General features: G+C 70.7%; 20 protein-coding genes. 14 read left to right on the top strand and 6 right to left on the bottom strand.

The window, feature by feature from the left end; genetic code table 11:
• Positions 1–36 precede the first annotated feature (36 nt).
• The 11 genes from HL652_RS18660 (at position 37) to HL652_RS18610 (ending at position 8685) form a co-directional block, all read left to right on the top strand.
• The gene (locus HL652_RS18660; protein ID WP_216603943.1) at positions 37–1107 is read left to right on the top strand and encodes a metal ABC transporter substrate-binding protein; all 1071 of its coding nucleotides are present in this window, start codon (positions 37–39) and stop codon (positions 1105–1107) included.
• Positions 1108–1111: 4 nt separating this feature from the next.
• A complete protein-coding gene (locus HL652_RS18655; RefSeq protein ID WP_216603942.1) occupies positions 1112–1888 on the top strand; it encodes a metal ABC transporter ATP-binding protein in 777 nt (258 codons plus the stop codon).
• A 1-nt stretch (position 1889) separates the two neighbouring features.
• Positions 1890–2765, top strand: a complete 876-nt coding sequence (locus tag HL652_RS18650; RefSeq protein ID WP_253743457.1) for a metal ABC transporter permease — start codon at positions 1890–1892, stop codon at positions 2763–2765.
• On the top strand, positions 2765–3586 hold the full coding sequence (locus HL652_RS18645) for a metal ABC transporter permease (protein ID WP_171706694.1): 822 nt from the start codon (positions 2765–2767) through the stop codon (positions 3584–3586). Before HL652_RS18650 ends, HL652_RS18645 begins: the two co-directional genes overlap by 1 nt.
• A 50-nt stretch (positions 3587–3636) precedes the next feature.
• Positions 3637–3975 carry a Fur family transcriptional regulator gene (locus tag HL652_RS18640; protein WP_253743917.1) on the top strand — a complete coding sequence of 113 codons (339 nt, stop codon included), beginning with the start codon at positions 3637–3639 and terminating at the stop codon, positions 3973–3975.
• A 66-nt stretch (positions 3976–4041) separates the two neighbouring features.
• Entirely contained in the window at positions 4042–5301 is a 1260-nt protein-coding gene (locus tag HL652_RS18635) for a M23 family metallopeptidase (protein ID WP_171706692.1), read from the top strand.
• Between the two features lie 156 nt (positions 5302–5457).
• A complete protein-coding gene (rpmB, locus tag HL652_RS18630) occupies positions 5458–5694 on the top strand; it encodes a 50S ribosomal protein L28 (protein WP_171706691.1) in 237 nt (78 codons plus the stop codon).
• On the top strand, positions 5694–5861 hold the full coding sequence (gene rpmG, locus HL652_RS18625) for a 50S ribosomal protein L33 (RefSeq protein ID WP_022897487.1): 168 nt from the start codon (positions 5694–5696) through the stop codon (positions 5859–5861). The genes rpmB and rpmG overlap by 1 nt, the downstream gene beginning before the upstream one ends.
• Positions 5862–5865: 4 nt before the next feature.
• Positions 5866–6171, top strand: a complete 306-nt coding sequence (rpsN, locus tag HL652_RS18620) for a 30S ribosomal protein S14 (protein WP_171706690.1) — start codon at positions 5866–5868, stop codon at positions 6169–6171.
• A 105-nt stretch (positions 6172–6276) separates the two neighbouring features.
• A complete protein-coding gene (locus tag HL652_RS18615; protein WP_022897485.1) occupies positions 6277–6564 on the top strand; it encodes an HU family DNA-binding protein in 288 nt (95 codons plus the stop codon).
• A 117-nt stretch (positions 6565–6681) separates the two neighbouring features.
• On the top strand, positions 6682–8685 hold the full coding sequence (locus tag HL652_RS18610; protein ID WP_216603941.1) for a cytochrome c oxidase assembly protein: 2004 nt from the start codon (positions 6682–6684) through the stop codon (positions 8683–8685).
• On the opposite strand, the gene HL652_RS18605 is transcribed toward HL652_RS18610, so the two are convergent.
• A complete protein-coding gene (locus HL652_RS18605) occupies positions 8671–9729 on the bottom strand; it encodes a hypothetical protein (protein WP_171706689.1) in 1059 nt (352 codons plus the stop codon). The two genes, HL652_RS18610 and HL652_RS18605, sit on opposite strands and share 15 nt — an antisense overlap.
• Before the next feature lie 57 nt (positions 9730–9786).
• Here HL652_RS18605 and HL652_RS18600 point away from each other — a divergent pair, with 57 nt between their 5' ends.
• The 3 genes from HL652_RS18600 to HL652_RS18590 all read left to right on the top strand — a co-directional run bounded on the left by HL652_RS18600 (position 9787) and on the right by HL652_RS18590 (position 16315).
• Positions 9787–11061, top strand: coding sequence for an ATP-dependent DNA helicase (locus tag HL652_RS18600; protein ID WP_171706688.1), 1275 nt, complete (start codon positions 9787–9789; stop codon positions 11059–11061).
• An 86-nt stretch (positions 11062–11147) separates the two neighbouring features.
• Positions 11148–14252 (top strand): MMPL family transporter, encoded by a 3105-nt coding sequence (locus HL652_RS18595; protein ID WP_171706687.1) that lies wholly within the window; start codon positions 11148–11150, stop codon positions 14250–14252.
• Positions 14249–16315, top strand: coding sequence for a YhgE/Pip domain-containing protein (locus HL652_RS18590; RefSeq protein WP_171706686.1), 2067 nt, complete (start codon positions 14249–14251; stop codon positions 16313–16315). Before HL652_RS18595 ends, HL652_RS18590 begins: the two co-directional genes overlap by 4 nt.
• A 70-nt stretch (positions 16316–16385) precedes the next feature.
• Here HL652_RS18590 and HL652_RS18585 read toward each other — a convergent pair whose 3' ends face one another.
• From HL652_RS18585 to HL652_RS18565, 5 genes are read right to left on the bottom strand one after another with little or no spacing between them, the layout of a single operon-like run.
• Entirely contained in the window at positions 16386–17039 is a 654-nt protein-coding gene (locus tag HL652_RS18585; protein WP_171706685.1) for a biliverdin-producing heme oxygenase, read from the bottom strand.
• 45 nt (positions 17040–17084) lie between these two features.
• Complete coding sequence (locus HL652_RS18580; RefSeq protein WP_253743455.1) at positions 17085–17390, bottom strand: DUF2470 domain-containing protein; 306 nt, start codon at positions 17388–17390, stop codon at positions 17085–17087.
• Between the two features lie 24 nt (positions 17391–17414).
• A complete protein-coding gene (locus HL652_RS18575) occupies positions 17415–18041 on the bottom strand; it encodes a dienelactone hydrolase family protein (RefSeq protein WP_171706684.1) in 627 nt (208 codons plus the stop codon).
• On the bottom strand, positions 18038–19123 hold the full coding sequence (locus HL652_RS18570) for an MBL fold metallo-hydrolase (RefSeq protein ID WP_171706683.1): 1086 nt from the start codon (positions 19121–19123) through the stop codon (positions 18038–18040). Before HL652_RS18570 ends, HL652_RS18575 begins: the two co-directional genes overlap by 4 nt.
• Positions 19120–20088, bottom strand: coding sequence for a nucleoside hydrolase (locus HL652_RS18565; protein ID WP_253743453.1), 969 nt, complete (start codon positions 20086–20088; stop codon positions 19120–19122). The genes HL652_RS18570 and HL652_RS18565 overlap by 4 nt, the downstream gene beginning before the upstream one ends.
• Positions 20089–20096 lie beyond the last annotated feature (8 nt).

Raw genomic sequence — 20096 nt, 5'->3', positions numbered from 1 at the left:
TGGTGTTGATAATCATTATCATCTAGGCTCGGGGGCGTGAAGAAGATCGCGCTCATCGCCCCCGTGCTCCTGTCGGCCTCCGCGCTCGCCCTCGCGGGGTGCGCCTCCGGCGCCTCGTCGACAAATGCGGGTTCCACCGGCAGCGCCACCGGCGGGCTGAAGGTGGTCGCCACCACCACCCAGGTCGCCGACTTCACCCGCGAGATCGCGGGCGACGCGGCGAGCGTCACCCAGCTCATCCAGCCCAACCAGAGCGCCCACAGCTACGACCCCTCCGCGGCCGACCTGTCGGCGCTGGCCTCGGCCGACGTGCTCGTCATCAACGGGGCCGGGCTGGAGGAGTGGCTCGACGACGCCATCTCGGCCTCCGGCTTCGACGGCGTCACCATCGACGCGTCGACCGGCATCCAGCTCTCCGAGGAGGAGGCGGGCGACGAGCACGCCCACGAAGAGGGCACCGAAGACGACCACGCGCACGAGGAGGGCTCGGGTGACGAGGCGGCGGGTGACGACCACGATCACGCGCACGAGGGCGGCAACCCGCACATCTGGACAGACCCGGCGCGCGCCGAGCAGATGGTGGCCACCATCGAATCGGGACTGGCCGCTGCCGACCCGGCCGCCGCATCCGACTTCACGGCGAACGCCGACGCCTACGAGAAGAAGCTCGCCGAGCTCGACGACTGGATTCGGGAGAACGTCGACCAGGTGCCGGCCGACAAGCGGCTGCTGGTGTCGAACCACGACGCCTTCACCTACTTCGTCGACGCCTACGGCATCACCTACGTGGGCTCGGTCATCCCGAGCTTCGACGACAACGCCGAGCCGAGCGCCGCGCAGATCGACGAGCTCGTCGCCGCTATCGAGGCCACCGGCGTGAAGGCCGTGTTCTCGGAGGCCTCCATCTCGCCGAAGGCCGCCGACACCATCGCCAGCGAGGCAGGCGTGACGGTGTACTCGGGTGACGAGGCTCTCTACGGCGACTCGCTCGGCCCCGCCGGCAGCGACGGCGCCACCTACCTCGACTCGCAGATCCACAACGCCACGGTCATCCTGGAGTCGTGGGGGGCCACGCCGAGCGCGCTCCCCGCAGACCTGGAAGACTAGCGCGGTGACCCAGAGCGCCCCCGTCCTGCAGGTGAACGACGCGTCGTTCGCCTACGGGCCGACGGTGGCGCTCTCCGGCATCTCGATGGAGGTGCGGGCCGGGGAGGCCGTCGCCCTCATCGGCCCCAACGGCGCCGGCAAGTCGACCCTGCTGAAAGGCATCCTCGGGCTCGTGCCGCAGGTGGCGGGCCGGCTCATCGTCGACGGCGGCGACTCGCGGCGCCGCTACGCCTCCGCGATCGGCTACATGCCGCAGCACGACGAGCTCGACCCGCAGTTCCCCGTCACGCTCGAACAGGTCGTGATGATGGGGCGCTACCGCTCCATCGGCTGGTTCAGGATGCCGGGGGCCGCCGACCGCGCGGCAGTCGCGTCGGCGCTTTCCGCCGTCGGGCTCACCGAGCGGGCGCGCATCCGTTTCGGCGACCTCTCGGGTGGTCAGCAGCAGCGCGGCGTGCTCGCCCGCTCGATCGTGTCGAACCCGAAGCTGCTGCTGCTCGACGAGCCGTTCAACGGCCTCGACCACGACAACCGGGCCGCCCTCATCGACACCCTGCTCGCGCTCAAGGCGCAGGGGGTGGCGATCGTCGTCTCGACCCACGACTTCGACCTCGCCCGGCAGGTGTGCGACCGGGTGATGCTGCTGAACGGCCGCCAGGTCGCCTTCGGCGAGCGGGAGAGCGTGCTCACCATGCCGAACGTGCACAACACCTTCAGCGAGGTCGAGCTCGGGCCCGACGGGGAGCCGCTGCAGCCGCCCACCCACGACGAGGTGCGCTGAGGTGGACCTCGGCGCCTTCTTCATCGACCCCTTCGCCCTGCCGTTCATGGCGAAGGCGCTCGGCGTGCTGCTCGTGTTGAGCGTGGTGGCGGGGTTCATCGGGGTGCTGGTGAACCTGCGCGCTCTCGAGTTCGTGAGCGACGGGCTGGTGCACGCCGTCTTCCCGGGGCTCGTCATCGGCTTCGTCGTCTCCGGCCGGGAGGGGCTGTACGCCGGCGCGGTCATCGCCGCCGTCGTGGCGGCCGTGGTGCTCACGCTGCTCACCCGGCGGGCGGTCACCTCCGACGCCTCCACGGCGATCGTGCTCACCGGCATGTTCTCCATCGGCATCATCGTGGTCTCGACCCAAAGCGACTACGTGGGCCAGCTCGACCAGCTGCTGTTCGGGCGGTTGCTCACCGTCACCGACTCCGACCTGGTGCAGACCGCGGTGGTCTGCGGCATCGCGCTGTTGCTCGTGCTGGTGACGCTGAAGGGTCAGCTGTTCCGCGCCTTCGACGGCCCGGGAGCGGCGGCGGCGGGCTACCGGGTGCTCGTGCTCGACCTCGTGCTCAACGTGGCGATCGCCCTGGTGGTGGTGGCGGCGTCGAACGCGGTCGGCAACCTGCTCGTGCTCGCGGTGCTCATCGTGCCCGGAGCGGTGGGGCGGCTCATCGCCGGTCGCATCGGGCTCATCTTCGCGCTCGCCGCGGCCTTCGCGGCGTTCACCGGGTGGCTGGGGCTGAGCATCGCCTTCGCGCTCTCCGTGGGAGCGGGGGTACCCGCGCCGAGCGGCGCCACCGTGGTGCTCGTCGTGGTGGCGGTCTACCTCGTGGTGCTCCTCGTGCGTGTGGTCGTCGACGCGGCGCGACGCGGCCGGATGCGGGTGACCGCCTGATGGGGTACTTCGAACGCGCCCTCGTGCTCGCCGTGGTCATCGGGGTGCTGAGCGGCCTCGTCGGCACGGTGGTCGTGCTGCGCCGGCGCGCCTTCTTCACGCAGGCGCTCACGCACGCCACCTTCCCCGGTGCGGTGCTGGCGGCGGCGCTCGGCGTGAGCGTCATGCTCGGCGCCGTGGTGTCGAGCGTGCTGCTCATCGTGGCCATGACCCTGCTCGGCAAGGTGACGCGCCAGGGGTCGCAGGTGGCGTCGGGCGTCGTGCTCACGGCCGGCTTCGCGCTCGGGGTCTTCCTGCAGGCGTTCTTCCCCGAATTGCCGATCCATGTCGACAGCTACCTCATCGGCTCCATCCTGAACGCCACCGACCTCGACCTCGCCGCGTCGACGGCGGTGCTGCTCGTGGCCGTCGTGGTGCTGCTGGCCGCGGGCAAGGAGATCCTGTTCTCCACCCTCGACCCGATGGGGTTCCGGGCAGCGGGGTACCGCGCCTGGGTGGTCGAGGCGGTCTCGCTCGCGCTCATCGTGCTGACCGTGGTCACGGCCATGCCGGCCGTCGGGGCGATCCTCGCCCTCGCGCTCATCGCGGCCCCGGCCGCGGCTGCCCGGGTGGTCGCGCGCACCACCACCCAGATGTTCGTGCTCGCCCCCGTCATCGGGGCGCTCTCCGGCGTGATCGGGGTGCTCTCGTCGAGGTGGCTCGGCATCGCGGCCGGTGCGGCGATCTCGCTCACGGCCGCCCTGTTCTTCGTGCTGGCGCTAGGCGTCTCCCAGCTGGCGCGGCTACGGTGGAGACGGTCGGAAGAGGTGGTCGGTTCGTGAAGCGCAACACGTGGCAGCGGGAGGCGGTGCGGTCGGCGCTCGGCACGCAGATGGGCTTCGTCAGCGCGCAGGCACTGCACTCCTCGCTGAAGAACACCGGGTCGCAGATCGGGCTGGCGACGGTGTACCGGGCGCTCGCCGACCTCGCCCAGGAGGGTGAGGCCGACTCGCTCCAGTCGCCCGAGGGCGAGTCGCTCTACCGCGCCTGCTCGCTGGCCCACCACCACCACCTCATCTGCCGCAGCTGCGGACTCACCGTCGAGATCGAGGCCGACGAGGTGGAAGCCTGGGCCCAGAAGACAGCGGCCCTCCACGGCTTCACCCGCCCCGAACACGTCGTCGACATCTTCGGCTACTGCAACGCCTGCGTTCCGACGACCGCCCCCTGAGCCGGGGCGCGGGTCGCACCAACGGGGATCTATCGCCGGGGGGCGTCGGCGTCTCATACTGACTGCATGACCCGACGCCCTCTTCTCCTCATCCCGGTCGCCGTGGCAGCGCTGCTGCTGGCGGCCTGCACCCCGGGCTCCGCACCCGTTCCGGCGACGGAGCCGGTATCAGACGACAGCACCCCCTCGAGCGGTGACGCGACGACCGACGCCACCACCGCATCCGACGACCCTTTCACCCCGGTGATCGCGCGGGTGCTCAGCACGCCCCGCCCCGTGCCGGCCACCGACGGCCTGGTGCACCTCGCCTACGAGCTCTACCTCAGCAACGTCACCACCCAGACGGCCACGATCGAGAGCATCGACGTGCTCGACGGCAAGGGCCAGTCGCTCGAGCGACTCGACGGCGACGAGGTGGTGCCCTGGGTGCACGTGTCGGGCACGACCGAGCCGGGGCGGGTGATCGGCCCCGGTCAGGGTGCACTGGTGTGGCTCGACGTCACCGTCGACTCGATGGACGACGTACCCGCGAAGCTCGCCCACGACGTGACCTTCGGCTTCGACCCGGCCGCCCCGCCCGTCATCACCCCCGAGATGACGGAGCGGCTCGCGAGCACCGAGGTCGATCGCGAGGCGCCCGTCGTGATCGCGCCTCCCCTGCGCGGCGACGGCTGGCTGAACGGCAACAGCTGCTGCGCCGTCACACCGCACCGCGGGGCGGTCAACCCCATCGGCGGCTCGTACCACGCCCCCGAGCGCTACGCGATCGACTACGTGCAGCTCGACTCCGAGGGTTCCTTCGTCACCGGACCGGTCGACGAGCTCTCGAGCTACCCCTACTTCGGCGCCGACATCCTCGCTGTCGGCGACGGGCCCATCGTCTCGATGCGCTTCGACCTGCCCGAGCAGAAGCCGGGCGCCAACCCCACCGGTCTCACGGTCGACGAGTACGGCGGAAACCACGTCGTGCAGCAGCTCGGCGACGGCGTGTACGCGTTCTACGCCCACCTCCAGCCGGGCAACCCCGCCGGGGTCGAGGTGGGCCAGCGGCTCTCGACCGGCGACATCATCGGACTCCTCGGCAACACGGGCAACACCGACTCGCCGCACCTGCACTTCCACCTCATGGATTCGCCGAGCCCGCTCGGCTCGAACGGCGTGCCCTTCGTCTTCGACGACTTCAGGCTCGCCGGGGAGATCACGGCCGACGACCTGTTCGCCAACCTCTCGGCGGGGGGCCCGTTCCAGCTCGCCACCGGCGACCGCGGTGAGCGGCACGACCTGTACCCGCTCTGGCTGACGGTCACCGACTACGCGGGTGAGTGAGGCGACCGGGTTCGACTTGCCGCTTCGGCGGCGCTCGTCTAAGCTACTCAGGTTGGGTGGAATCCTCCGCCCATTGTGGTGTGCGCACAGGCGCAGGCCGCCGACAAGTCATCTTGGGTGAGGCGCTCGTCTCACGGTAACCAAATGGAGGAAACAATGGCAGCAGTGTGCCAGGTGACAGGAGCCGTTCCCGGCTTCGGTCACAACATCTCGCACTCGCACCGTCGCACCAAGCGGCGCTTCGACCCGAACGTGCAGAAGAAGACGTACTACGTGCCGTCGCTTCGCCGTAACGTCACCCTGACGCTGTCCGCCAAGGGCATCAAGGTCATCGACGCTCGTGGCATCGAGGCCGTCGTCAAGGACATCCAGGCTCGGGGGATCAAGCTCTAATGGCAAAGCAGCAGGACGTCCGTCCCATCATCAAGCTCCGCTCGACGGCGGGCACCGGTTACACCTACGTGACCAAGAAGAACCGTCGCAACGACCCCGACCGCCTCGTGCTGAAGAAGTACGACCCGGTCATCCGCAAGCACGTCGACTTCCGAGAGGAGCGGTAAACACATGGCCAAGAAGAGCAAGATCGCCCGCAACGAGCAGCGCAAGGTCGTCGTGGAGCGGTACGCCGCGAAGCGTCTCGAGCTGAAGAAGGCTCTCGTCAGCCCCACCTCCACCGACGAGGAGCGCGAGGCAGCGCGTCTGGGCCTCCAGAAGCTCCCCCGCAACGCCTCGCCCATCCGCGTGCGCAGCCGCGACTCGGTCGACGGCCGCCCCCGCGGTGTGCTCACCAAGTTCGGCATCTCGCGTGTGCGGTTCCGCGACATGGCGCACCGAGGCGAGTTGCCGGGCATTACGAAGTCCAGCTGGTAAGTTACCCTCGGTCGAACAGACCAAGCGAACTGGCCCCGGTGGCCGGGGTTGTTCCACTGTCAACAGCTGCATCCGCAGCGAAATGGTCCGAGGAGGACACCTTAAATGGCTGACAAGTCACTCAACAAGACCGAGCTCGTCGCAGCCGTCGCCGCCGCTTCCGGCCAGACCCAGGCTTCGGTGAACGAGGTTCTCGACGCTCTGTTCTCGACCCTGGCCGACTCGGTCGCCAGCGGCACCAAGGTCACTATCCCGGGCTGGCTCGCCGTCGAGCGCACCTCGCGCGCCGCTCGCACCGGCCGCAACCCGCAGACCGGCGCCACCATCGAGATCCCCGCGGGCCACTCCGTGAAGATCTCGGCCGGCTCCAAGCTCAAGGCTGCCGCCAAGTAATCCAGCTCCATTCACGAAGGGCGTCGACTCCGGTCGGCGCCCTTCGTCGTCGATGGGCAGGATGCTTCGGCCCCGGCGCCGGGCTGGGGTACAGGTAGCGGCGCGTAAAGTGGTCGGGTGCTGAGAGTCGTGCGGGTCGCCGGTCCTGCCGTCCTCGTGGCGGTCTCGGTGGTGGCGCTGCTCGTGGCCCTCGCCATCGGCGGCGGCGCCGCCCCGCAACTGCTCGAAGACCCGGGCGCGGTGGTGCGCTACGGGCTGCCGACCGCGACGATGCTCGTGAACATCGCCGCCGCCGGCATGATCGGCTCGATCGGGCTCGTGCTCTTCGTCTTCCCCGGCGACAGCCCCGTCGCCGCCCGCACCCTCGACGTCGCGGCGGGCTCGGCCGCCCTGTTCACCGTCGCCGCCGGGCTCACCGGCTTCTTCAGCTACCTCAGCGTCACCGCGCGGGCGCTCAGCTTCGACGACACCTTCTCGCAGGGCCTCGGCCAGTTCCTCACCGCCATCCCCCTCGGCCAGGCGTGGCTGCAGACCACCCTCATGGGCGCCGTCGTCACGGTGCTCTGCTTCGCCGTGCGCAACCAGACGGCGCTGTTCTTCGTCGGCCTGTTCGCGGCGGCGTCGCTGTGGCCCATGGCCCAGCAGGGCCACGCCGCCGGCACCGACGGGCACGACGCGGCCATCACCGCCCTCGCCCTGCACCTGGTGTTCGCGGCCGCCTGGCTCGGCGGCCTCGTCGTCATCGCCATCCTGAGCCGTCAGCTCGACACCCCGCGCCTGGTCGACGTGGTGGCTCGCTACTCGAGCGTCGCCCTGGTCTGCTTCGTCGTGGTGGCGGCCTCGGGGTACGTCAGCGCCGAGCTCAGGGTCGGCTCGCTCGACCGCCTGCTCACCCCCTACGGCATCCTGGTGCTCGTGAAGGTCGGCGCCCTCATCGCGCTCGGCCTGTTCGGCGCCTTCCATCGCCGCTTCGTCATCGGCCGTCTGGAGAGCACCGGCCGGCGCCGCCACTTCTGGTGGCTGGTGGTCGCCGAGCTCGCCTTCATGGGCATCGCCACCGGCTTCGCCGCAGCCCTCGCCCGCACCGCCACCCCCGTGCCCGAGACGCTGCCGCCCGAGCAGACGGCGGCGCAGATTCTCACCGGAACGCAGTTGCCGCCCGAGCCGACGGTGGAGCGCTTCTTCACCCTGTGGAACTTCGACCTCGTCTGGGTGCTGGTGTGCGCCTTCGGCATCGTCTTCTACCTCGCCGGCGTGTGGCGCCTGCACCGGCGCGGCGACCGTTGGCCCTGGTACCGCACGGTGCTCTGGGTGGCCGGCATGCTCATGCTGTTCTACGTCACGAACGGCGGCCTCAACGTCTACGAGAAGTTCCTGTTCTCGGCCCACATGTTCGGGCACATGACGCTCAGCATGGCCATCCCATTGCTGCTCGTGCCGGCGGGCCCGGTGACCCTCGCGCTCCGCGCCATCCGCAAGCGCGACGACGGCAGCCGCGGCATGCGCGAGTGGATCCTCCTCGCCGTGCACTCGCGCGTCGCCGGTGTCGTCGCGAACCCCATCGTGGCCGGCGTGCTGTTCGCCACCAGCCTCGTGGCCTTCTACTACACGCCGCTGTTCCGCTGGGCGACCGAAGACCACCTCGGGCACGAGTGGATGATCGTGCACTTCCTCATCGTCGGCTACCTGTTCGTGCAGGCGCTCATCGGCATCGACCCCGTGCCCTACAAGCTGCCGTACCCGTTCCGCCTGGTGCTGCTCCTGGCCACCATGGCGTTCCACGCCTTCTTCGGTCTCGCCCTCATGGAGGGCACCGGACTGCTGCTCGCCGACTGGTTCGGTGCCACCGGCCGCACCTGGGCCGCCGACGCCCTCGAAGACCAGCAGACGGGCGGCGGCATCGCGTGGAGCATCGGCGAGATCCCCACCGTCATCCTCGCCTTCGTCGTCGCGGTGCAGTGGAGCCGCAACGACAAGAAGGAGACCAAGCGACGCGACCGCAACGCCGACCGCACCGGGGAGGCCGAGCTCGAGGAGTACAACCGGATGCTCGCGCAGCTCGCCGGCGGTGGCGCCCGTTCCGAGGGCGGCCGGCCGGGCGAGGGCTCAGCTCCGCGGTGAGAACACGATCGAGCCGTCGGGCTCGACCGATACGGCGAAGCTCACGTCGAAGGGCACGATCTCGTCGCGCGTGGTGACGGTGCCGTCGAACAGCGAGCGGATGTCGACCACCACCCGGGCACTGCCCTTGGCGTTCGGCACGACCCAGCTGTCCTGACCCGCGAGCAGCGTCAGCTGGGGGAGCGTCTCGATCGACCAGACCGGCTCCGAGACGATGCGGTCGTTCACGTCGAGGCCGAACGGGCATCCCGGCGGGTACAGCAGTCGCTCGGTGACGCAGTCGGCGAGGAAGTCGTCGACCGCCGACTGCACCTCGGCCAGGAACCCCGTGGTGGGCTGCACGTCGACGATGGCGCTGACGGGGCTGCGCGGCTTCGTCGCCGAGAGCGGTACCGCCCTCGAGCCGAGCTGCTCGGAGTGGTGTGACAGCATCACGAGGCTCGGCACGAGCATCTCGTAGGAGCTGCTGGCGTGGAACGCTGTCGGGTCGCCGGCCGCGACCTGCACCGAGCCCGCCGTGAAATCGGAGGCGTGCGACACGGTGACGGTGGCGGTCGCCGTGGGCGAGCGCACGAACGACCATTCGGGGAACACGAGCCAGCTGGTGCCGGTGCGCTCCACGTCGAACTCGCTCTGCGCCGTCATCGTGTAGGGGTTCGAGTCGCCCCTCACCGGGGTGCCGGTGAGGGTGTAGGAGAACACCAGGCGGTGGCGGCCGGGGATGATCTCGGTGTCGCTCACCAGCTCGACGTCGGAGAGCCCGCCGAGGGCGTCGGGCGTGATGAGCGACGCCTCACCGGTGCCGGGCTCGTCGTCGGTGACGAGCGTCACCCCGGGGGTGGCCAGGGCGGCGGCGACGTCGTGGTCGGCGACGGCGTCGAGGTAGATGCGCACGAACGCCGACGCGCTGTACAACTCGCGGTTCAGGATGCCGACCGCCGAGAACGCGGCGGCCACGGTGAGCAGCAGCAGCCCGGTGTAGATGACCACCGATCTCTGAACGGCGTCGCGGGAGTTCTCCCCAGCATCCGCCTCGTCGGTCATCTCCACAGTTTACGGTGACCCCTCCGGCCCGCCCCGGGGGGCCGGTAGATTGGAGGGATGGACAGGCCAGCGCTCTCGGCCGAACAGCAGAGGGTGTTCGACCTCATCGAGGGCACCCGCGAGCACGTGTTCGTCACCGGGCGCGCCGGTACGGGCAAGTCGACGCTGCTCAACCACCTCTCGTGGAACACCGAGAAGCAGCTCGTCATCTCGGCCCCCACCGGCGTCGCGGCGCTGAACGTGGGCGGGCAGACCATCCACTCCCTGTTCAAGCTGCCGATCGGGGTCATCGCCGACCACGAGATCGAGCAGGGCGCCGAGGTGCGGAAGCTGCTCAACACCATCGACACGCTCGTCATCGACGAGGTCTCGATGGTGAACGCCGACCTGATGGATGCGATCGACCGCAGCCTCCGGCAGGCCAGGCAGCGCCCGGCCGAAGCCTTCGGCGGCGTGCAGGTGGTGCTGTTCGGCGACCCGTACCAGCTCGCCCCTGTGCCGGGCGACGCCGACGAGCGGGCCTACTTCGCCGACCGCTACCGCTCGATGTGGTTCTTCGACGCCTCGGTGTGGGAGGAGGCGCCGCTCCGCATCGTCGAGCTCACCGAGGTGCACCGCCAGCACGACGACGACTTCAAGTTCATGCTCAACGCCGTGCGCTTCGGCATGGTGACCAAGGAGATCGCCGATGCGCTGAACGGGGCGGGTGCGCGCACTCCGCCCGCCGACGGGGCGATCACCCTGGCCACCCGCAACGACTCGGTGAACCGCATCAACCAGAACGCGCTCGCGCGCCTCCCCGGGCGCGTGCTGAGCGCGAAGGCCGAGATCTCGGGCGACTTCGCCGGGCGTGCGTACCCGGCCGACGTGAACCTCGAGCTCAAGGTGGGGGCGCAGGTGATGTTCCTCCGCAACGACGGCGACCAGCGCTGGGTCAACGGCACGGTCGGCACGGTCACAAAGATCGACTCGACCGTCTGGGTCGACGTCGACGGCGAGGTGCACGAGGTTGACCCGGTGGCCTGGGAGAAGCACCGCTACTCCTACTCCCCCGAGTCGAAGCAGCTCACCAAGGAGGTCATCGGCGAGTTCACGCAGTTCCCGCTGCGGCTGGCCTGGGCGGTCACCATCCACAAGTCGCAGGGCCAGACCTACGACGAGGCGATCGTCGACCTCGGTTCCCGGGTGTTCAGCCCCGGCCAGACCTACGTCGCGCTCAGCCGCCTCACCTCCCTCGACGGCCTCTACCTCACCCGCCCGCTCAAACCGAGCGACATCATCGTCGACAAGGCCGTCCTCGCCTTCATGCAACGCGCCACCCGCTCCCGCTGAGCGCGGCTTGTCACGGCCCCAGTAAGGGGGGCCTGACCGGCCCTAATGCGGCGACTCGTGACCGATAGCCTTGTAGGGGAGGGCACATGGCCACGTTGCTGTACAGGATCGGGCGCTTCGCCGCGCATCGGAGCATCGCCGTGATCGTGGGCTGGGTGGTGCTGCTCGGGCTGTTCATCGGCGGGGCCGGCGTGCTCGGCGGCACCATGAGCTCCTCGTTCACCATTCCCGGCACGGAGTCGCAGCAGGCCATCGACATGCTCGATCAGCGCTTCCCGCAGGCCTCGGGCGGCAGCGCGAAGGTCATCTACGTGCCGCCGTCGGGGCAGAAGGTCGATGCCTTCGAGAGCCAGATCGCCGCATCCGTCACCGCCCTCGGGTCGGTCGACCACGTCTCGATGGTCACCGGGCCGTTCGACGCCAACGCGTCGGCGCAGGTGAACGACGACGGCAGCATGGCGTACACCACCGTGCAGCTCGACGTGGCGAGCTCGCAGTTGAGCGAGGCCGACAACGAGGCGATCGTGGCCGCCGGCGAGAAGGCTGCGACCGACGGGCTCACGATCTATTTCTCCGGTGTCACCGACCCGCCTGAGGCCGGGGTCGACTACACCGAGGCCATCGGCCTGCTCGTGGCCTTCGTCGTGCTCCTCATCACCTTCGGCTCGCTGCTGGCCGCCGGCATGCCGCTCGTGACCTCGGTGATCGGCGTGGCGGTCACCACCACCACCATCACCATCGCGTCGGGCTTCGTGAGCATCTCCTCCACGGCGCCCCTGCTCGCGACCATGCTCGGGCTCGCGGTGGGCATCGACTACGCGTTGTTCATCGTGGCGCGGCACCGCACGCAGCTCATCCACGGCATGGATCCGAAGGAGTCGGCGGCCACCGCCGTGGCCACCGCCGGAAGCGCCGTCGTGTTCGCCGGCCTCACCGTCATCATCGCGCTGCTCGGCCTCTCCGTCGTGCAGATCCCGTTCCTCACCGTGATGGGCATCGGCGCGGCCATCTCGGTCGTGATCGCCGTCGTGGTGGCGCTCACCCTGCTGCCCGCCATCCTGGGCCTGTTCGGGCGGCGGCTGGTGCCGAAGCCCACCTCGCGCGCCGCCCGGCGCGAGCTCGCCTCGGCCGACCCGCACGCGAAGAAGACCACCCTCGGTGCGCGCTGGGTGGCGCTCGCGACCGCCAAGCCCATCATCACCGTCGCCGTCGTGGTGATCGGGCTCATCGTGGTGGCGCTGCCCGCCGCCTCGCTCCGCCTCACCCTGCCCGACGCCGGGTACGACCCGAGCGGGTCGATGTCGCGCGAGGGCTACGACCAGCTGAGCGAGGGCTTCGGGCCCGGCTTCAACGGCCCGCTGCTCATCACCGCCGACATCGCCGCCATCACCGATCTCGACAAGGCCCGCACGGCGCTGCACGACCAGTTCGCGAGCCTGCCCGATGTCGCGAGTGTGAGCCAGGCGCTGCCCAACGCGACCCTCGACATGCTCATCGTCTCGATCATCCCCGACAGCTCGCCCGACAGCGTCGCCACCGAGCAGCTGGTGCACAGCATCCGTGACAGCGAAGCGGAGTTCGAGACGACGAACGGCTTCGGCTACCAGGTCACCGGGCAGACCGCGCTCGGCATCGACGTGTCGGCACGGCTCGCCGACGCCCTGCTCCCGTTCGCGGTCGTCGTGGTGGGGCTGTGCATCATCCTGCTCACCATCGTCTTCCGCTCGCTGGCCGTACCCATCTCGGCGACCATCGGCTACCTGCTCTCGGTGGCGGCGTCGTTCGGCATCGTCACCGCGGTGTTCGAGTGGGGCTGGCTCGCCGACGTGCTCGGGGTGGCGAAGGTGGGGCCGGTCATCAGCTTCTTCCCCATCCTCCTGATGGCGGTGCTGTTCGGCCTGGCCATGGACTATCAGGTCTTCCTGGTGTCACGGATGCGCGAGGTCTACACCGAGACCGGTGACGCCCACTTCGCGGTGCGTCACGGATTCGTGGGCGCGGCCCGGGTGGTGGCGGCGGCGGCGTGCATCATGTTCGCGGTGTTCGCGAGCTTCGTGCCGGGCGGCAACGCCGTGCTGCAGCCCATCGCCCTGGGCCTCGCCGCCGGGGTGTTCATCGACGCCTTCCTCGTGCGCATGACCTTCATCCCGGCGCTCATGATGCTGCTCGGCAGGGTGGGCTGGGCCATTCCGAAGCGGCTGGCGCACATCCTGCCGAACGTCGACCTCGAGGGCGAAGGGGTGCGCGAAATGCTCGACGCCGTGCGGTGGCGCCCGCTTCCGGCGACCGACGCGCCGCCGTACGCGGTGGCCGCGAAGCGGGCGGTCGTGGAGGCCGCGGCCGAGGGCGAGCTGGTGGCTCCGTTCAGCGTGCGCGCCGAGGCGGGCGACCTCGTGATCGTGACCGGAGCGGTGGGCACCCACCCCGAGGCGGTCGCCGCCGCGATGGCGGGTCGGCAGCGGCTGCTCGAAGGCCACCTGCGGGTGCTCGACCTGCCGCTCCCCGTGCACGCCGCCGAGCTGCGCCGGCACAGCGTGCTGGTGTCGCGGCCGGTCGAGGATGACCTGCTGGCCGACCGCATCCCGCTCGGCTCGCTGCCCGCGGGCGCACGGAGCGTCGAGCAGCGACTGCAGCGCGAGCTCGGCGAGGAGCTCGCGGAGCTGTGGGGCCGCGCGCTGGCCGCGGAGTGGATCCGCCAGCTCGCGGAGGCCACGGCTGCCGCGGCGACCGTCACCGACCGGCGCGGGCGCGCCACTGCCAAGGTCGGGCTCGTCGCCGTCGACGGCACCGGCATCCCCACCGCCCACCTGCAGCACGCCCTGTCGATCGTCGACGCCGCGCTGCCACTCACGACGACGCTGGTGGTCGCGCATCACGGGGCGCGGCTGGACGCGGGCATCCGCCCGGTGCAGATCGTGGCGCTCGCCGCGGTGCGGCCGGAGCCGCCGGTGCTGCCGGGTCTGCCGGGTGCGTCCGTGGTGTCGGCGCTGCCGTCAGGGCCTTCGGTGCCCGCGGTAGCTGCCCCTGCCGGGTCGGCCGGTCGCGGTGAGGCCGCCGCACCCGATGACCCGGGTTCGGGATCGGGCCCGGGCTCGGCATCGGGCGCGCAAGGCGCCCCAAGCGCCCCAGACTCCCCCGACGACCCCGACCAGAACCCGCCCACCGAACCCCGACAGGAGGTGACAGCATGACGAAGCTCCGCTCCCTCGTCAGACGCGGCGACAACGGCGGCCTGTCACCGATCGGTCGCCGCATCGCGATCGTGCTCGCGGTGCTGACACCGCTTCTCATCGCCGGGGTCGCGGTGACGGCATTGCGGGCCCAGGCCGACACCACCGCGAGCGGGTCGACGGATGCGGGAACCTCCGCTTCTGCAGACGCCGCGGCGCCCAGCCTCCCGGCGGCAGTCGTGAACCTCGACCAGCTCGTCTACGTCGACGGCGGGTCGGTCACCCCCGCCGCCTCCGACGGCAGCGGTACGGGTACGCCCGTGGCCGCCGGCAAGCTGCTCGTGAGCCAGCTCACCGACGGCACGGCCGGCAAGGGCTTCTCGTGGACGGTGACCGACGCCGACACCGCGGGCGCAGGCCTGTCGTCGGGCGAGTTCGCCACGGTCGTCACCATTCCGAAGGAGTTCTCGGCCGGGTACGCCTCCATCGCCACCAGCGACCCGGTGCAGGCCGGGGTGCAGGTGCAGACGAACGGCGCGAGCAGCTACGTCACCGAGCTGCTCGCCAGCGCCCTCTCGGCCAACCTCCAGGCCGCGATCTCGGAGGCGTCGACCAAGCAGTACGTCACCGGGCTGCTCGGCGGCTTCACCGAGCTGAACGGCAAGCTCGGCGAGGCCGCGAACGGAGCCGGTCAGCTCGCCGCGGGCGCGAACACCCTCTCCGACTACCAGGGTCAATTGGCCACCGGGGTCGCGGGGGCAGCTCAGGGCGGGGCCGAGCTCAACACCATCGTGCAGGGGCTGGCGACCGGGATGCGGCAGATCGCTGACGGGACGACCGACCTGCCCGTCTACGCCGACGCCATCGCCGTCGGATCGACCGGCGTCACCGACGGCATCGGAGTACTCAAGCAGCGCCTCGCCGAGGAGACCGCGGCGAGCTACGGCGTCGACGCCCAGCAGCAGCAGCTCGAGAGCGACATCGCCGCGCTGAGCGCCGCGGTGCCGGGGTTGACCGACGACGAGATCCAAGCTCGTCTCGCCGACCTGCAGGCGACCGCGGCGGGCATCCGGGTTCAGTCCTTCGGAGTCACACTGGGTCTCGGCCTCGACGCGCTCGGAGTGACGGCCCTCGAGGGGTTCTCGAACCAGGTCAGCACGGGTGCCGGCGAGTTCGCCCAAGACCTCCCCCTGCTCACCTCGACGCTCGGCGAGGTGGCGAGCGGCACCGAGAAGATCGCCGCGGGCACGGCCGGCCTCGCGACCGGTCTCGGCGACCTTTCCACGGCAGCCTCCGGTATCGCGGGCGGCAGCACGGAGCTCGCGACCAACACCGGCAAGCTGGCCTCCGGCCTCTCCGAAGCGGCAGCCGCCATACCGAGCTACACCACGGAGCAGCAGGATTCCATCTCGACAGTCGTCGCCACGCCGGTCGTCACCCAGCAGAGCGACATCGACGCGCTTCCCACGCCGGCAGCGGCGATCGCCGCCGTCGCGGTGCCGCTCGCGCTCTGGATCGGCGCCTTCGCGATCTACCTCCTGCTCACGCCGTTCAGCCGCCGGGAGCTGGCCTCCACGGCGTCGACCTTCCGCGTGGTCGTCGCCTCCCTCGTGCCCGCCGCCGTGCTCGCCCTGGTGCAGGCCGCGATCGTGGCGGTGGTGCTGGTCGCGGTGGGGGCGCATCCGGTTCACGTGATGGGCGCCATCGTGTTCTCGGCGGTGATGTCGCTGAGCTTCGTGATGCTGCACCAAGGGCTCGTGGCGCTGTTCGGGCAGGCGGGGCGGCTGGTGTCGCTTGCGCTGGTGGTGGTGCAGGTCGCCGCGGCGGCGGTGATCATCCCGAACGGACTCAGTTCGCCCTTCTACACCGGGCTCGCGCAGCTGCTGCCGCTGTCGCATGCCATCACGGGCATGCACGCGCTCATCGGGGGTGGTTCGGCGGTGGTCGCCGGGCAGGAGGCGCTCGTGCTCGTCGTGTTCGCCGCCCTAGGGCTCGTGCTCACGCTCGTCGCCGTGACGAGGGCGCGGTCGCGCAGTGTCGTGGTGGCCGCGCCGGGTGCGGTCGTGCCGGCGGTTGCCGCCTAGGCGCCGGGCGCACGCGGCGGACCCGCGGCGGGCTTCGCGACCAGGGGCGGGCGAGGCGACGCGTGGCCGCCTACGCGACCTGCGCGGCCTTCGCGTCGGCGAGGTCGAGGAAGAGCTCGGTGTTGAAGCGGTAGGCCACCAGCACCTCGTCGATGACGCGGTCGCGCTCCTCGTCGCTCCAGTCGACGGCGTCGAGCTGGGTGCGGTAGGTCTCCTTGAACTCCTTCGGCTTCGCGATGTCGCCGAACAGGTAGAAGCCGACACCATTGGTCTCGAAACCGAACTGGCGCTGCATGAGCGTGCGGATGATCTGCCCGCCCGAGAGGTCGCCGAGGTAGCGCGTGTAGTGGTGCGCGATGAACCCGCCGTTCCAGGTCGCCGCCACCTCGCGGATGCGCTGCACGTAGCGCTCGGTGGTGGGCAGCGGGGAGATCTTCTCGCGCCAGTCGTCGCCGAGCAGGAACTGCAGGTCGGCCTCGATCGCCGGCAGCCGGGTGAGCTTGGGCGTGATGAACGCGGCGGCCACCGGGTCGTTCTTCATGCGCTCGGCAGCAGCCTCGAGCGCCTCGTAGATGAAGAAGTGCTGCGCGACCAGGGAGATGTAGTCGTCTCTCGAGCCCTTGCCGCTCATCAGGTCGGTCATGAAGCCGGCGCCCTCGCTGTCGCCGTGGCCCGACCAGGTGCGCTCACGGAGAGCCTGAGAGAAGGGGATCACTGCGGCCATGTGTTCATTCCCAGCTGGTCGGTGCGGAAGTTAGTGTTACCTAACCTAGCGGTCGTGGGCGCGTGGTTCCACCCCGAGTACGGCACAGGCCTCGTCGTAGAGGGCGACGATCTCCCGTCGCACCTCCGCCCGCTCCGTGATGGGGCCCGCCGGCCAGGCCACGGATGCGGCGGTCGTCGCACCCCCGGCCGTCACCTCCCACACTCCCCCGTCGCCGTCGAACCCCGTCATCGTGGAGGCGTCGGCGGAGGGGTCGACGAAGGCGCGGGCGATGAGCAGATTGTCGTCGGAGTGGTCGCCGTTCATGTGGCGGAGCACGGCGTCGATGACGTCGGGAGCGAATGCGGTCACGGCCACACGCTACACGGCGGGCCGTCAGTCGAGCAGCTGGGCCTGCATGAAGTAGACCGAGCGGGCGAACGCCAGGGCGGCGGCTTGAGGGTCGACGAGCTCGGCGACCGTCGCGTTCGCGAACCCCGGAGCCGCGCTGTAGCTGTGCTGGGTGACGGGCGTGCCGTGCTCCTTCAGCCGGCTCACGAAGGCGTCGAACTCGTCGCCGGCGGCGCGGTGCAGCATGACCGGACAGGGGATGATGCCGCCCTCGTCGTCGCCCAGCGTGGCGTAGTAGGTGACCACCGCATCCGCTGCCCCGCTCTGCGCTGCCCGCAGCGCGAGTCTGCCGCCGAGGCCGAGCCCGATCACGCCGACGCGGGTGGCGCCGGCGGCGCGGGGGAAGCCGATGGCGTCGTCGAGGGTGGCCTGAGCGAAGCCCTCGTCGACCCGGGCCACGAGTTCGGCGGCGCCGGCCTCCTGCACGGCGGCCTTGCCGTCGAACAGGTCGGGTACCACGACGTGGAATCCCTGAGCGGCGAGGGCCGTGCCGTACGACTCCAGGTAGGGCAGCCGGCCGTACTCGTCGTGCACGATGACGACGCCGGCCCGGCCGGGAACGCCGAACTCCAGCGGCCAGCCGGGAGACGGGATGTCGACGAGTTCGCTCATGCCGCCTCCGCCCGTTGCAGGTAGGCGGTATGCATGGCGGTCTGGCTGAGGGCCGAGACGCGGTAGAAGCCGTGGAGGTGGGCCCAGCCGGCCGTCCAGGTGACGCGTTCGGCGAGCTGCCACACGGTGAGACCCGGATGCGCGTCGAGCAGGGCGGCGATCTCACGGGAGCGCTTGAGGTGATGTTCGCGGATGGTGGCACAGCGCGCGGCGATGCCGGTGAAGCGGTAGCCGTGGCCGGGGAGCACCTCGTGCCCGGCGTAGGCGGATACCCGCTCAAGCGAGCGCAGGTAGTCGCCCAGCGGGTCGTCGGCGGGCCCGCCGAGGCCGAGACCGGGGTAGATCGTCGGGAGCACGAGATCTCCCGTGAACAGGAGCTCGTCGCCGTGATCGACCAGGGCGAGGTGGCCCGGTGTGTGGCCGGGGGTGTGCAGCACCTCGAGGCGTCGGCCCGGAACCTCGAGCAGCTCGCCGTCGTGGAGCACGAGGTCGGCGGTGAAGCCGGCCGGGCCGACGCCGGTGCTCACCGCGGTGGTGCGCGGGCCGGCGGTGGCGGCGACGCGGGCGACCTGCATCAGTTCGTCGCGGTCGGCTTCGGGCACGCCCCAGAGGGCGAGGCGCTCTGCGGCGGTCTCCACGGCGGTCTCGGCCTGCTCGGCGAGCCGCTGCGCTGCCTCCTGCTCTGCGGCGTGCAGCTGCACCCGGGCTCCCGTCTCGCGGCGGAGGCGCTCGGCGAGGCCGAGGTGGTCGGGGTGCAGGTGGGTGGCGGTGACGGAGACGACGTCGTCGAGACGGGCTCCGCGGTCGGCGAGGAATGCGGCGAGCCGGTCGGCGTTCTCCTCGGTGTCCCAGCCGGGGTCGACGAGGTGCACTCCCCCGGCCTCGTCGACGATCGCGTAGCTCAGGGTGTAGTGCGGAATGCCGTCGCCCGGTGTGGGCTGGGGCAGCACCCAGACTCCGGGTCGCACCTCGGCGGCAGGGGGGAGGCTCTCGCCGAGCGGCACGCCGTGCTCGGCGGCACGGTCGGCCGCGAACTCGACGGCGTCGACGGGCTCGGGAGTGCTCGGGCCGGCGGCCTTCACGGGAGGCGGGCGATCGTGTCGAGGAAGAGGCGGGCGAAGCGGTCGACGTCGACGTCGAGCGCGATGTCGATGGCGGGTACCGCCGCGTGTATGCCGTGAACGGCATCCTCGCCGGAGCGGCGGCGTCGGTCGACGATGGTCTGGCCGCGGGCGAAGCCGGCGAGTTCGACCCGCACCGGGTGGGTCTCGATTCGGAGGGCTCCGGGGTCGACGAGGGCACACAGGGCGCCGGCGTCGCCGATGTGGCCGCCCCAGGCGCCCTCGCCCTCGGACTCCTGATCGACCTCGGGGTCGGCCATCTGGAACGACAGGAGGGCGCCGGCGAGCCGGCCGGAGGCACTCGAACTCGTCGTGAGTCGGGCGGCGTCGGCCTCGGCGATGGTCACCTGGTTGAAGACGTCGAGCCCGTACATGAAGACCGGAACGCCGGAGTCGAGCACGATCGCCGCCGCCTCCGGGTCGTGCCAGACGTTGAACTCGGCGACCGCCGTCGCGTTGCCTCCGCTCGCCGACCCACCCATGACGACGATCCGCTCGAGCTTCTCGGCGACCTCGGGGTACTGGCGCAGGAGCAGCGCGAGGTTCGTCTGGGGCGCGAGTCCGACCAGGGTCACCGGGCCGTCGGCCGAGAGGATGAGGTCACGGGCGAGGTCGACCGCGTGCCGCGGGTCGACCGCGCGTGTCGACGCCTCGAGGCCGAGGTCGCCCAGTCCGTCCTCCCCGTGCACATGAGAGGAGCGCAGCGGCTCGATGAGCGGTCGCACGGCGCCGCCGGCGACCGGCACGGGCGGAGCACCCGCCGCGTCGAGCACCTTCAGGGTGTTCGCCACGACGTTCGGCAGCGACGTATTCCCCGCGACACATGTGACGCCGAGAAGATCGATGTCGGGGTGGGCGATGGCGAACAGGATGGCGAGGGCATCGTCGACCCCCGTGTCGACGTCGAGCAGAACGCGATGGGTCACGGCCTCAA

The organism is Herbiconiux sp. SALV-R1 (assembly GCF_013113715.1).
In the GTDB taxonomy this organism is placed as follows: domain Bacteria; phylum Actinomycetota; class Actinomycetes; order Actinomycetales; family Microbacteriaceae; genus Herbiconiux.
Note: the sequence above shows the minus strand (reverse complement) of the source record. Positions and strands in the feature narration are given on the sequence as shown.